Annotated in this window: 14 protein-coding genes; 6 read left to right on the forward strand and 8 right to left on the reverse strand. The window is 42.9% G+C overall.

Translation table 11 applies throughout. The annotated features are described in order from the left end of the window. Nucleotides 1–9 precede the first annotated feature (9 nt). Nucleotides 10–1,380 carry a sigma-54-dependent transcriptional regulator gene (locus R3O62_RS13935; protein WP_005805412.1) on the reverse strand — a complete coding sequence of 457 codons (1,371 nt, stop codon included), beginning with the start codon at nucleotides 1,378–1,380 and terminating at the stop codon, nucleotides 10–12. A gap of 226 nt (nucleotides 1,381–1,606) precedes the next feature. On the opposite strand from R3O62_RS13935, the gene R3O62_RS13940 reads away from it, so the two are divergent. The 3 genes from R3O62_RS13940 to R3O62_RS13950 are packed head-to-tail and all read left to right on the forward strand — an operon-like array spanning nucleotide 1,607 to nucleotide 6,070. Next, entirely contained in the window at nucleotides 1,607–2,953 is a 1,347-nt protein-coding gene (locus R3O62_RS13940; protein ID WP_269109698.1) for a DUF4933 domain-containing protein, read from the forward strand. A gap of 6 nt (nucleotides 2,954–2,959) precedes the next feature. Further along, complete coding sequence (locus R3O62_RS13945; protein WP_122200305.1) at nucleotides 2,960–5,377, forward strand: ABC transporter permease; 2,418 nt, start codon at nucleotides 2,960–2,962, stop codon at nucleotides 5,375–5,377. A gap of 18 nt (nucleotides 5,378–5,395) precedes the next feature. Then, a complete protein-coding gene (locus tag R3O62_RS13950) occupies nucleotides 5,396–6,070 on the forward strand; it encodes an ABC transporter ATP-binding protein (RefSeq protein WP_005777044.1) in 675 nt (224 codons plus the stop codon). Between the two features lie 139 nt (nucleotides 6,071–6,209). Here R3O62_RS13950 and R3O62_RS13955 read toward each other — a convergent pair whose 3' ends face one another. The 6 genes from R3O62_RS13955 to R3O62_RS13980 all read right to left on the reverse strand — a co-directional run bounded on the left by R3O62_RS13955 (nucleotide 6,210) and on the right by R3O62_RS13980 (nucleotide 10,877). Continuing rightward, the gene (locus R3O62_RS13955; protein WP_005777045.1) at nucleotides 6,210–6,809 is read right to left on the reverse strand and encodes a DUF4923 family protein; all 600 of its coding nucleotides are present in this window, start codon (nucleotides 6,807–6,809) and stop codon (nucleotides 6,210–6,212) included. A gap of 16 nt (nucleotides 6,810–6,825) precedes the next feature. Next, complete coding sequence (gene yihA, locus R3O62_RS13960) at nucleotides 6,826–7,431, reverse strand: ribosome biogenesis GTP-binding protein YihA/YsxC (RefSeq protein ID WP_005777046.1); 606 nt, start codon at nucleotides 7,429–7,431, stop codon at nucleotides 6,826–6,828. Between the two features lie 21 nt (nucleotides 7,432–7,452). After that, nucleotides 7,453–8,898: a sodium:solute symporter gene (locus R3O62_RS13965; protein WP_044300118.1), complete on the reverse strand. Its 1,446-nt coding sequence runs from the start codon at nucleotides 8,896–8,898 to the stop codon at nucleotides 7,453–7,455. Nucleotides 8,899–9,154: 256 nt separating this feature from the next. Further along, nucleotides 9,155–9,412: a hypothetical protein gene (locus R3O62_RS13970; RefSeq protein ID WP_032530853.1), complete on the reverse strand. Its 258-nt coding sequence runs from the start codon at nucleotides 9,410–9,412 to the stop codon at nucleotides 9,155–9,157. Nucleotides 9,413–9,665: 253 nt separating this feature from the next. Next, a complete protein-coding gene (locus R3O62_RS13975) occupies nucleotides 9,666–10,181 on the reverse strand; it encodes an isoprenylcysteine carboxyl methyltransferase family protein (protein WP_005777051.1) in 516 nt (171 codons plus the stop codon). Nucleotides 10,182–10,466: 285 nt separating this feature from the next. Further along, nucleotides 10,467–10,877, reverse strand: a complete 411-nt coding sequence (locus tag R3O62_RS13980) for a hypothetical protein (RefSeq protein WP_005777052.1) — start codon at nucleotides 10,875–10,877, stop codon at nucleotides 10,467–10,469. Nucleotides 10,878–11,342: 465 nt separating this feature from the next. On the opposite strand from R3O62_RS13980, the gene recR reads away from it, so the two are divergent. From recR to R3O62_RS13995, 3 genes are read left to right on the forward strand one after another with little or no spacing between them, the layout of a single operon-like run. Beyond that, nucleotides 11,343–11,960, forward strand: a complete 618-nt coding sequence (gene recR / locus R3O62_RS13985) for a recombination mediator RecR (protein ID WP_005787270.1) — start codon at nucleotides 11,343–11,345, stop codon at nucleotides 11,958–11,960. Nucleotides 11,961–11,999: 39 nt separating this feature from the next. Next, nucleotides 12,000–12,449: a hypothetical protein gene (locus R3O62_RS13990; protein WP_005805427.1), complete on the forward strand. Its 450-nt coding sequence runs from the start codon at nucleotides 12,000–12,002 to the stop codon at nucleotides 12,447–12,449. Nucleotides 12,450–12,452: 3 nt separating this feature from the next. After that, nucleotides 12,453–12,989 carry a GNAT family N-acetyltransferase gene (locus R3O62_RS13995; RefSeq protein ID WP_005805429.1) on the forward strand — a complete coding sequence of 179 codons (537 nt, stop codon included), beginning with the start codon at nucleotides 12,453–12,455 and terminating at the stop codon, nucleotides 12,987–12,989. A gap of 2 nt (nucleotides 12,990–12,991) precedes the next feature. Here R3O62_RS13995 and R3O62_RS14000 read toward each other — a convergent pair whose 3' ends face one another. Continuing rightward, the gene (locus tag R3O62_RS14000; RefSeq protein WP_005777059.1) at nucleotides 12,992–13,582 is read right to left on the reverse strand and encodes a YqgE/AlgH family protein; all 591 of its coding nucleotides are present in this window, start codon (nucleotides 13,580–13,582) and stop codon (nucleotides 12,992–12,994) included. Between the last annotated feature and the right edge of the window lie 10 nt (nucleotides 13,583–13,592).

A 13,592-nucleotide genomic window follows, 5' to 3' on the forward strand; every position in this document is an offset into this window, starting at 1 on the left:
TTGGTACTCTTACAATCCGTACTTTTCAATGCGCCTGTACAGCGATGTACGGGTGATACCCAGCATTTCCGCAGCCACTGTGATGTTGCCGGCACAAAGGCGGAGTACTTCGTCGATAGTTTCCCGTTCCTGCCGTTCAAGGTTGTATCTCTCTTTTTCGGAGGGCTGTTCCTGCAGGGCGGGACGGAGCATAAAATCGTCGGGTGTCAGGGTGGAGCTTCCTGAGAGAATGACGGCCCGCTCGATGGTGTGTTCCAGTTCGCGTACATTGCCAGGCCAGTGATAGAGCTGCATGCGCTTGCGGGCTTCTTTCGAGATGGTACGGACTTCCTTTTTATACTTCTTCCGGTAATGTTGCAAGAAATGGTCGGCCAGCAGGAACAAGTCGTTTCCCCGTTCACGCAATGGAGGGATGCGTATTTCGATGGTATTGATGCGGTAGAGGAGGTCTTGCCGGAACTGTCCGTTGTCGATAGCCGTATAGAGGTCGGTGTTGGTGGCACATATCAGCCGCACGTCTACCGGGTAAGAGGCAGTGGCTCCCAGTCGGGAACTCTTCCGTTGCTCGATGACCGAAAGTAGTTTGGCTTGTAGCGGAAGGCTGAGATTGCCGATTTCGTTGAGGAACAACGTACCTCCCGAAGCCACTTCCAGCCTGCCGGGTTTGTTTTTCCGTGCATCCGTGAATGCTCCTTTTTCATATCCGAAAAGTTCGCTCTCGAACAGTGTTTCGGGGATACTACCCAAATCGATCGGTACGTATATCCCGTTTTTGCGGGGCGACTGTTCGTATACATATCGGGCTATCAAATCCTTCCCAGTACCGTTCTCGCCCAACAATAAAAGGTTGGCATCCGTATCGGCCAATTTACGGATGGTCTGGAAGATGGCTTGCATGGTGGCCGATTCACCGATAATGCGGGTGGGTTCGGGCGAGGGTGCTGCCAAAGCCTCTTTCTGTTCTTTGAGAGATTCCACCTCCGTGCGGCTGAAACTGAGTTGCAGTGCGGCAGATACCGTAGCTATCATCTTGTCATTCTGCCAGGGCTTGGCTATAAAATCGGTGGCTCCCTGCTTGATGGCCTGTACGGCTTTTTCCGTATCGGCGTATGCGGTGATAAATATTACTACGGCCTTGGGATCGAGTTTCAGAATCTCTTCCAGCCATCGGAAACCTTCACGTCCGCTTACGGCATCGCTGCGGAAGTTCATATCCAGCAGTATTACGTCGTGATGGGTACGTGAGAGAATCGGCAACAATTCCCGCGGGTCGGTGGTGACGGTTATTGTTTCCGCAATGGGACGCAACAACATCTTCAACGTGAAGAGGATGTCTTCATTGTCGTCCGCAATCAGTATTCTTCCTCGCTTTAGTGTCATAGTCGGATGTCTTGTATAGCGACAAAGATAGGGAATATGTTTGAATAAGCGGTGTACGATATCGTACAAAAAGTGCACGGTATCGTGCAAAATACCGGTTTGCTGTTTGCGCCAATCGGCTGATAAATAGGGGAGTGCTTATTTGGTATGCTTCTTGTCATTATCTTATTAAAATAACGCATGGCATTGGGGCATCGGAGTATGAACAGGAAATAAGAAGAACGGTATGAAGAGAAGATGTTGTTACATTGAAAGTTTGTTTCTGGCAGGCATTATCTGCTTGTCAGCTTGTGGCAGTAAGAATCCGGGAGTCAGTAAGGAAGAGCTGAAAAAAGAATTTGTCAAAGACAGAACTCAAAAGGATTCTCCGGTTGAAGAAAGCGCACCATCGGAGTTTGCGGAAGATTATCAGGCTCCTCCGGGTATCAAATATCAGCCCCGGATCATGACTGAAGGTGCGATTGTGCTGAATGTTGAATCGGCATTGAAGAATGTCCGTCCTTTCCGGCTCAGTGATTTGGGGAAGGAGGTGAATTATAAAAAGATGGAACCCCGATGTGATGGGAGCTCACTGATTAGGATTGATGATGACTTTCTGGTGTTTGCCGAAGACGGACTTTGGTTGCTGGACCGGGATTTTGAGAAAAAGAAAATGCTGGTTCGTTCGGATTTAAAGGTTATTCACAGCGGAGGTGGTTCAGTGAAAGTTGAAGGAGGATATTTCCTGAGAGATTTTTATTATGATCCTGCCAAGGAGCAATTGCGATTTACATGCCGGAATATGAAGACGGGCAAAGCGCATTTAGTGGTTACTCCCTGGGCAGAGTTGCTGGCATCTCCTCAGCCGGTAGAGTTAAAGTCTATCCGCAGTAAGCTCCCGATAGACAGAAATTATCTTTTTTCCATGCCCGACGGTTATGGAATGCGTGTCAGTTGTTCGGATGAACTTTATACGATGGGATTGAAAGGTGATACGCTTTGCCATTTCGTATTGGGGGATAACGAGCGGTACAAGGCCCGGCTTTTTGAGGCTGAAGGGGATATCGTTTACTATTATCAAGGCAACACCATGTTCTACCATGCGTATGGCGGTAAGATATACAGAATAAAAAATGCTTCGACTCTGGAAGTTGCCTATAAACTCGATTTCGGTTCATTGCCCCATCTGGTAGGGGCCCGGGTGGCCGGTGGGGCTGATGTGGGTAATTCTTATTTCCTCACTTCGTGCGTTGATACGGATCGCTTCCTTTTCTTAAGCATCGATAAAGGATATGATAGCATAAATGCCCGTAAAAACAGGAGTGTGAAACTTTATTCTCTGGTGTATGACAAGCGGAGCGGAGAGTTTTTCTCCTTGCCTGTGGTGTCTGATAAAGTGAATCCGGAGCAGCCGCTTATCATTGCCGATTTGCCGGAAAGTTTACCTTTCTGGCCCAACCGGAGTATAGAAGGCAATCCGGCCCAGTTTTTCTCTAAAAGTTCTTTGTTAGAGTTGTATCCGGCCCAGATGCGGGAAAATGGGCAAGTGGAGAAGTTGAGTAAGACTGATAATATCTGGTTAATTATTAAATAGGTAAATATGATAAGCCATTATTTAAAAGTAGCTCTTCGGTTGATAAAACGGAGCTTCCTGTTTTCTACCATTAATATGTTGGGATTTGTATTGGGCATGGCAGCTGCATTCCTGATTTATTTGTGGGTAGTGGATGAATTGACATTTGAAGATTATAATCCGGATGCAGGGAGGATATTCCGGGTGATTGAAGCCAATTGTACTGAGAGTGGGGAAATAGTGGAAAGCCCTTTTACAGCCATACCCTTGGCCGAAGCTTTTCGTAAAGAGTTCCCTCAGGTGGAACAGGCTACATACGTTAAAGCCAGGGAGTTAAGGTCTTTGTGCTTGAAGGACCGGAATCTTTCTGCCGATATGATATGTGTCGATACGACATTTTTTGATATGTTTCCCTTCAAAGTGGCAGAAGGTGATCCTTCCAAACTCAAATCGGGCTTCAACCATATAGTACTTTCCGAGAAAATGGCCCGAAAGTTCTTTGGTACAGCTTCGGCAATCGGACAACAGCTGATATATACCGAAGGTATGGATACTGAGTACAGCCTTACGGTAGTCGGGGTGGTAAAAGTGCCCCGTAAGAGTCATCTGCAATTTGATGCTGTCGTCGGACAGGCATTATTTGATAAGATGAACGAGAATGTATGCATCTACCGGAGCGGCACAGACTGGGATCGCAGAGAAGCGAATGTCTACGTGAAAATGCGTTCCGGTTCGTCGATGTCCGATGCAGACAGGAACCAAATGAGTCGTTTGTTGAGTAACCGTGTCCATGCAGAACGTTTACTACGGTTTCAGCCCTTGAATGATATACATTTAAAGACCGACTTTGTAGATGTATCTGTCCGGAATCACGGCAATATGACTTCCATTTTCCTGTTTATAGCTTTGGCCGTATTGATTGTTTTTATGGGGGCATTTAATTTCACTACCCTTTCTACAGCCCGGGCAGCGTTACGTTATAAAGAGATAGGAGTGAGGAAAGTGACCGGTGCCAAGCGTAAAACACTGATTGTGCAGTTTCTTTCCGAAAGTCTGGTGCAGGCGTTCATTTCACTGGTGTTGGCATTAGCCCTGACAGAACTGCTTTTACCACTCTTCAATCAGATGATGGGTAAAGATATTACCCTGCAATTCAGCTGGAGTGTATTGGTCTATATTGTTGTGGGAATTGTCGGTGTGGGATGTCTTTCCGGCAGTTATCCGGCATTTTATCTCTCGGCCATAAATCCGCTGATGGCTTTCAAAGGAGGACAAAAGTCGGGAAAAAAGGGAGGCCTGATACGCGGTCTGCTTTGCGTACAGTTTGTTATTGCCATCACGCTGCTGTTGTATACCGGCATTGTATTCAAACAATTGAATTATTTACAGAATAAAGATTTAGGTCTGAATAGAGAGAATATAGTTTCTGTCTATACGAGTTTATGGTATAACGTTGATGGATTCCGACAAGAAATTCTAAAGAATCCGAATATCCTCAGTGTTTCGATGGGGGCTGAAATTGCCGATTATATGGAAGATAGCAAGGGGCAGGGTGATATATTGCAGTGGACGGATGCGGAAGGAAAGGTCGATTCACTGCGGATGATGTGTATCTGGGCTGATGGCAATTTTGTGAATACCTTCGGACTGAAACTTCTGAAAGGAGAGATTTTAAAGGCAGATGCCGGAGCTTATTTTAGTGGAGCGTATGATTTTCCGATAATTATTAATGAAACAGCCTGGAAGGCAATGAATGTGTCTGATCCCGTGGGTATGGAGATTAGCGGAGGTTTTGGTGTGGGGAGTTTTAAGAAACGTATTGTGGGCGTTGTGCAGGATTTTAATTTTCAATCGTTGCGTGAAAAAATTAAACCGGCATACCTGATGTACAGTCCGGAATGTCTGGTGAATATACACATTAAGATCTCTCCGGAGCATAAGCAGGAAACTTTGGCGTTTATTCAAAAGAAGTTTGAGGAGATGGCTCCCCTGTTTGTCAAGGAGTTTAAGTATCAGTTTTTTTCAGATGCTTTGAATCGGAATTACGAGAAAGAGCGACAACAAGGCCGGATGCTGTTTTCGTTTACCGTACTTGCTATTGTTATAGCCATGATGGGAGTGTTCGGGCTGGTTTCACTCTCTACTCGGCAGCGTACTAAAGAGATCGGTATCCGTAAAGTGAATGGTGCCCATTCGGATCGGATTGTAAAGATGTTCTGTCTGGAATACCTGAAATGGGTGGGCATTGCCTTTGTGATTGCTTGTCCGTCGGGTTATCTCCTGATGTACTATTGGTTGAGCGATTTTGCCTATCAAACAGCGATCAGCTGGTGGCTGTTTCCGTTGGTGGGACTGATTATAGCCGGCATCACCTTGCTTACGGTGATTGGCCAGACTTGGCGGACGGCTTCACAAAATCCGGTAAAGTCATTGAGATATGAATAATAAAAAAACTGAAAGATTATGATAAAAGCAATTGGATTGACAAAGATATTCCGTACAGAAAGTGTGCAGACTACCGCATTGAACGAAATTAGCATCGAAATATCAGAAGGAGAATTTGTAGCAATCATGGGGCCTTCGGGGTGTGGAAAATCAACTTTGCTGAATATGTTGGGCTTGCTGGATAATCCTACTTCGGGGCAGCTGTGGTTCATTGACAAAGAGGTTTCCCGCTACTCGGAAAACGATCGGACGGATATGCGGAACGGGAATATTGGTTTTGTCTTCCAGAGTTTTAATCTGATAGACGAGCTGACTGTGTTTGAAAATGTGGAATTGCCATTGCTGTATGCCGGAGTACCGGTTCGTGAACGTGTGGAACGTGTGAACAAGGCGTTGGAAAGAATGCAGATTGCCCATCGTGCGGAACATTATCCTCAACAACTATCCGGAGGTCAGCAGCAGCGTGTAGCTATAGCCCGGGCCATTGTGACGAATCCGCGGATTATATTAGCGGACGAGCCGACAGGTAATCTTGATTCTACCAATGGTAATGAGGTGATGGCCTTGTTGAAAGAGTTGAATAAGGATGGGGCAACTATTGTAATGGTGACCCACTCGGAAGAGAATGCGCGGGAGGCCAACCGTATTGTGAGGATGATGGATGGGTGCATTTTGACGGAAAGCAAACGATGAAGGTTTTTGAATGATAAGCAATAAGCGATCAACGATGAATAATGCGATTAACAGAGAGAATTATGATAACCTATTTTACTCGCTAATTACTTTATTATTCATCGTTGATCGTTGTTTACCGTTCATCATTCAAAAGCCTTCATCGTTTCAGTTCATATCCAAGCATCATGCCGTCATAGCTGTCTGCCAATGAACTGATGGCCTTGAGAGTGGCACTGCTGCTTTTACTGGATAAGAAAGTGATTAATTTCAGTAACTTATCTGCTTCAAACAGAAGATCCATTTGCTGGGTCGTATAGTTGACTTTTGCGTTCATGGGGATCAATTTCATGTACTTCAACTGGAGCATACCGGTTGTGGGGTTATAAGAGTAGGTACCGTTCAGCTTGCGTTTGCCTAAAGTGCTGACAAAAGTACTGTCTGTGTTGAACGTAAAGCTCAGTTGCCCTTCTTTTATGCCGAGTTTGGCTAATTGTTCATCCAGTTTTTGTTCGGCAGCGGAAGCAGCAACCGTTCCTCCGGCTTTTTTCAGCAGATTTTCCGATTCGAATTCAATGGCGGAGCCGGTATAACGCCAGGTTCCGGTCATATCCACTGTTTCGGTATGTCCGGTGACCGCATTGACCACTTTGGAAATATTGTCTTTGTTGAATAGATCTTTAATGGATTGTGCACGACCTGTGGCCGGTACAAGCAGCAGTGTGGCAAGAACTGCTAATGATAATAGTTCTCTTTTCATTTTGATATCTCTGTTTTTACTTTGAATAAAGTTCTTTGTTAATTGATTCGATGTAATTTAATACTTCTGTTCTACCAAGGCATTCTTCCGATGAAGTGATGAAGTAGGGGGGGAGTTCTTCCCACTGTTTCCGTAACTCCTTCAGATATGCGTTGATATTCATTTTGAGTCGTCCTCCTTTTAGCTTGTCTGCTTTGGTGAAGATAATGGAAAAGGGGATTCCGTTCTCACCCAACCATTCCATGAACTCTATATCTATTTTCTGGGGCTCCAACCGACTGTCTATCAATACGAAAAGATTGGTCATCTGTTCCCGCTCGAGGATATAGTCTTCGATGATAGTGCGTATTTGCTCCTGTCCTTTCTGGCCTCGTCTGGCATATCCGTATCCGGGGAGGTCAACCAGATACCAACTGTTATTGATCAGAAAATGGTTGATAAGCATTGTCTTACCGGGAGTGGCGGAAGTCATGGCCAGTCCCTTTCGGGCGGTCAGCATATTGATGAGGCTGGATTTGCCCACATTGGATCGGCCGATAAAGGCGTATTCGGGAAAGGTGCCTGCAGGACATTTTTTCACGTCCGTGTTACTAATTACAAACTCAGCATTGGTTATTTCCATATTTCTTGTTAGTTTTTAAATTCATTTTTTAGTTGTTTTTCTTGATGCGATCCACATCCCTGCAAAAGTAAGCATACCGTTCAGCATCAGTAATTCATAACCAAACTGATAGCCGGTTTCCTGACGGGCAAGCCTATCGGCTGCGTAACATATCAGCGGTGAAACTATCGCAATAAACGGTATGTACCGATCGTTTGTTTGCCGTCGGGTAAACAAACCGAAAGCAAACATTCCCAAAAGAGGGCCATATGTATAGGAAGCTATGATGTAAATGGCATCAATAACACTTTGATTGTTCAATGCATCGACAAGGCAGATAAAGAAAACAAGCAGAATAGAGAGCCCGATGTGTACCCGGTTTCGTTTTTTACGGGCTATTCCTTCTGTGTCTTTCCCTGTGTCGAGCAGATCGATGCAAAAGCTCGTTGTCATGGCGGTCAAAGCCGAATCCGAATTACTAAAGGCGGCGGCAATGATACCGATTGTGAATAGAATCAGCACTCCTTCTCCCAGATACCCTTGAGTAGCAAACATAGGCAGGATATCGTCACCGGTTGCCGGAAGCTCCAGCTGCATCTCCTGAGCAAGGACCAGTAATAAAATGCCAAGGCCGAGGAACAGCAGGTTGAGCGGGGCGAATGCGAAGCCATAACAATACATATTTTTCTGTGCGTCACGCAGGCTACGGCAAGAAAGGTTTTTTTGCATCATGTCTTGATCGAGTCCGGTCATAACGATAACAATGAAAATCCCGCTCAGAAACTGCTTGAAGAAATTCTGGCGTGACATCCAGTCGTCAAATACAAAAATGCGGCTGTGTTCATTGTTACTGATTGTCTGTATGACTCCGCTGAAGTCAAGATTTAGTTTTGCTGTGACAAAAACAAGGATACAGATCAGTGCGGCAATCAGACAGAAGGTCTGTAAGGTGTCTGTCCAAACGATAGTTTTAATACCGCTCTTGTGAGTGTATATCCAGACTAAGGCTACCGATCCGGCAGCAATACTCCAGAATGGTATGCCCATGTCGCGAAACACATAGGTATATAGAATCAGACAGACGAGGTATAGTTTTGCAGCTGTGCCCAGCATACGCGAAAGAAGGAAAAAAGAAGCTCCTGTACGGTAGGCGCGCTTTCCGATACGGGTATCCAGATAAGTGTATATGCTGGTCAGGTTGAGTTTATAATAGAGTGGGAGGAGTATATGGGCAACTGCCAGGTAACCGAAAAAGAATCCGAATACAGTTTGCATATACGTCATATCCATCGCCTTTACCATGCCGGGTACAGATACGAAAGTCACTCCCGAAATGGATGCGCCAATCATTCCGAAAGCAACGATGTACCACGGAGACTGGTTTTCTCCTTTGAAAAACGCTGCATTCGAACCTCCTTTCCGTCCGGTGATACGGGCTATCAGCAAGAGAATGGCAAAGTAACATACAATAGTGACAAGTATCATCATAACGGGTACAAAGGTAACATTTATTTTGCAAACGATGATTGCTAATTAAAATTTGATATTTATCTCTACGGGTCTATAATGGAATTTTATGTATGGATCAGCAATATTTATAAGACGAATAAATAATAAAAGTTTGGTAATCACCCGCACCGCTCTGTTGCAGGTAAACACACCCTCTTGTAACAGTTGAAACACCCGCCTATGCTGCGTTTATTTAGATATTAACGATTGATAAGCAAATGATGAATAACCATATTTATGTCAATATGACGGCATAAACAACTGCCGAAACTGAGAGGCTTATTATAGAATAAATAGTGGCAGACTTTGGTGATTTCTTCACGAGTTTCACGATACCCATCAAAAGGCCACCCAATATAGGTGTCAGGGTGCCGAGTGTTATTAACAGATTTCCATCGCCATTGGAATCTAATACGATGCCCATGACGGCATAGACAGGAATAATGCTGGCCAATAGCGCGAGAACGGTAGCGATTCTTGATATAGTTTTCATTATGACTGGGGTGCTTTATAAATAAGTCCGGCAAATTTAGAAATAATAATGGATAAAGAACGATTCAAATACAGGTTACGGATAAAAAGTTTCTGTTTGAGGCAGTTTGGGAGCGGTGAGAAGTGAGAGCTGATTCAGTTCAGATTTGTAATGGTTCTGATTTCACCACAGATTACAAGGATTGATAATTAATTTCGTTGAGAATAAGATTAAAGAATCTGTGCTCATCCGTGTAGTCTGTGGTGAAATGGATTTAGTTTTCCAGTAGTTTTTTCATCACCTTCTCTTCTTGTCGGATACGTACAGCCAGCAAGCATACATAAATCGGTAGCCCGATAAATAGCGTGTACCAGGCATTACAGAGTAAACCAACTCCAATTAGCTCAGGTATGATATTCAGATAGTAATTGGGATGTCGCACCGTCCTGAAAAGGAAGCTCTTTTCAATGCGTTGACCGGGAACAATATAAAGTTTCACTGTCCATACATCGTGTAGTTTATAGATGACATAGAATAACATAGCATAGGCAAAGCCCATTACAAGAACACCACACACGGAGAAACAGTTGAAGGTAGTTCCCGAAATATACGCTTCATAGAGAGCGGATAAATAGTAGGCGACATGCGCTAATGTCAGTAATAACGAATTAACTTTACCATATTGTACAGCTCCGTTTTTCAGGAGACGTTTTTCGTTACGAATGGAATAGGCCAAGGACAACAATCTGAGTGTGAAAAAGACGATAAATGTAATAATGATATTCTGCATTGTTTTTGTATTTTAGGGAGCAAAGATAATTTTTTATTTTCGTTCTCAAAATGACGAAGGAATGCCCGGCACAAACAAGCCGAAACTCAGTTCATTTCAGAATAGCTATGAATTGGCGGATGGGCATAGGAGTTTTTAAATACTGGTTAAAAATATGCGGCTTTCATTCTGATCTGTTTGATATTTGTGAAAAAAGGAATTTGCTGAAGATAAAATCTAAAAAGCGGTTTTAAAAGTAATTCCGTGAGATTATAACCTGGAACCGCTTATAAAACCGCTTTCCGTTTACAAAGGTTTTAACTTCAACTCTATTTGTGTAACTGAGCCCGAACGTATGGTACGTCCCGAAGACCATATTTCATAGTTCTCCGTACCACTGCCATATTGAACGGCGAAAGTAAAGAATCTGTCTTTACTTGACTCGAACCACTCATCATAAGTAAAAATGAAAGTGGCCACTCCTTTAGAGTTGGTTAATGCATATGCTGTAGGAGTCGTTCGATTATCCTTTTTGAACTCTTCATAAGTTTTTTCATCGAACATTTGGACGATTTCGTTAGACAGGGGTTTGTCATCAGCACTGATCACAGTGACTAATACCTGCGTATCATTTTTGTTTTCATCATCGCTGCTACAGGATGTAAGCACTAAACTAATGAGGGTGAATAGATAGAAAGTAGTCTTTTGTAAGTTCATAATTTTAGTTATTTAGCTATAATAACAAAAATGTGCCGTTGGTTGTTCAACGTATAAGGGGTAGCCATCGGGAACCGCACTTGTTCATGTCGTAAGAAATATGATCTGAACATTTAGGAATATTTGAGATTAATTTTTATCATCTGATACTTGAAAATGATCGTTCGGCGGTGTCGAACCTGATTGCGGTATGTGTCTGTGATCGTTATTCTGAGCTGTTTTTATAGTTCCGTAATCGATAGGTTGTCCAGGAAATTGTAATAGAAGAAATGAACAGGTCGATTGAATAAGTCTCCTATTTTATCAGTGGCAGATTTGCCATTTATAAAATATGCGTATCTTTGTGCTTCATTAAGTATACAATATCTTTATGGGAGAGTTGAAGTGCTTTTATATTAAATCTGTTGCTTCTATGCGTATTGATATATACTTTATTGAAAATTAAATAGATATACTTGTTTGTATATGAATCAACAATATCCATCGACGTTGCTTGAAAAAGCCGTCGGAGAATTTTCTAAATTGCCGGGTATCGGACGGAAAACAGCTATGAGACTGGTGCTTCATTTATTGCGTCAGGATACATCTGTGGTAGAAGCTTTCGGAAGCTCTATTATAACTTTAAAGCATGAGGTGAAATATTGCAAGGTGTGTCATAATATATCTGATACAGAGACTTGTCAGATCTGCGCAAATCCGCAGCGAGATGCTTCTATGGTTTGTGTCGTAGAGAATATACGGGATGTGATGGCTGTAGAGGCTACTCAGCAATATCGTGGGCTATACCATGTTTTGGGTGGTGTAATTTCACCTATGGATGGGGTGGGGCCGGGCGATTTGCAGATAGAAAGCCTGGTGCGTCGGGTAGCCGAAGGCGGAATAAATGAAGTCATTCTTGCTCTCAGCACAACCATGGAAGGGGATACTACAAATTTTTATATTTACCGTAAACTTGAGAAAATGGGTGTCAAACTGAGTGTGCTTGCCCGCGGGGTATCTATTGGTGACGAGTTGGAATACACTGATGAGATAACATTAGGTAGAAGTATCGTGAACCGCACAACGTTTACCGGAACCGTTTAAAATGGAATTACTGTAATTGATAATCATTATATATAATAAATGGAAGAACAAATAAAACGCGTTGTGAAAAGCCAGAAGATACAGTATATTTCTTTTTGGATCATTCCGTTACTGTTGGTACTGCTTGGAGAAGCTGGTGTGTTGCCTGTTGGAATAAAAGCAGACAATGTAAGGGCCGTTTATGTTTTTGAAACAACCGGTATTTTGATAACGGCTGTCTGTATACCACTTTCTCTTAAATTATTCAGTTTTGTTTTGACAAAGAAAATAGATCAACTGACGTTTCCGGTGGCATTGAGCCGCTATATGCTTTGGAGTGCTGTTCGGCTGGCTTTACTGGAATTTGTAGTGGTGTTTAATCTGGCAGGTTACTACTTTACACTTAGCAGTACAGGTGCGCTATGTGCACTTATAGGCCTGACGGCTTCCTTTTTCTGTCTTCCGGGAGAGAAAAGATTACGTGCCGAGCTACATATCAACAAAGAATAAATGATGAAACAATCTTTCTTAACCAATGAGCGAATATACCTCCGTGCAGTGGAACCGGAGGATTTGGATATCATGTACGAAATGGAAAATGATCCTTCCATGTGGGATATCAGTAGTTTTACAGTTCCGTATTCTCGTTTTGTGCTGAAACAATACATTGAAGGTTCACAGAGCGACATGTTTGCTGATAAACAGCTGAGGTTGATGATTATGCGCCGGAATGACAATCGTGCTTTGGGAACAGTTGATATAACTGATTTTGTGCCCTTGCATTCAAGAGGAGCAGTCGGAATTGCCGTTCATAGGAATTATAGACAGGAGGGGTATGCTGCCGATGCATTGAAGCTGCTTTGTGAATATGCTTTTAATTTTTTATTTGTGAAACAATTGTATGCCCATATAGCTATAGATAATGAGGCCAGTTTACGATTGTTTACTTCTTGTGGATTTACCCAATGTGGGGTATTGAAAGATTGGCTGTTGACACACGAAGGTTATAAAGATGCAGTACTTGTGCAATGTATGAATCCTAAGCGGTAATTTTAGTTTAGAGAAGGAACTTGTGGGAAGCGGGACCAGGTTTCATACTTGCTACCCAATTTCCCTAAAGCTTCTTTCCACATGCCTTTTATATCTTCATTCATTAAATAGGTGTTTTCTTCTTTTGAAATAATCCAGGTATTCTCCTTTATTTCCTGAATTAGTTGTTCGCACTCCCAACCGGAATATCCGAGAAAAAAGCGTATCTTTCCTTTTACAGGATTTCCTTGTAAAATGTATCTTTTGATAGCATCGAAATCTCCATTGAGGTATAATCCATTATTGATTGGAAGGGTTCCGGGAATTTCGCGTAGAGTATGTAAATAGAATAGGGTATCGGTTCCGATAGGACCACCTTTGTGTAGCGGAATATCTTCTATATATTTAAATTCTTTAATAATATCATTGAGCATCAATGGGAGTTGTTTATTTATAATCAATCCCATGCTTCCTTCCTCAGTATGATCAACAAGTAATACTACTGACCTTCCGAAGGTTACATCGTGGAGGAAAGGTTCTGATATCAGAATCTTTCCTCTCGATGGCATTACGTTATTCGATTGGATCTTAAATATGTCGGAATTGATGTTCATGCCCCTAATT

The organism is Bacteroides hominis, assembly GCF_033042785.2.
Taxonomy (GTDB): Bacteria; Bacteroidota; Bacteroidia; order Bacteroidales; family Bacteroidaceae; genus Bacteroides; species Bacteroides hominis.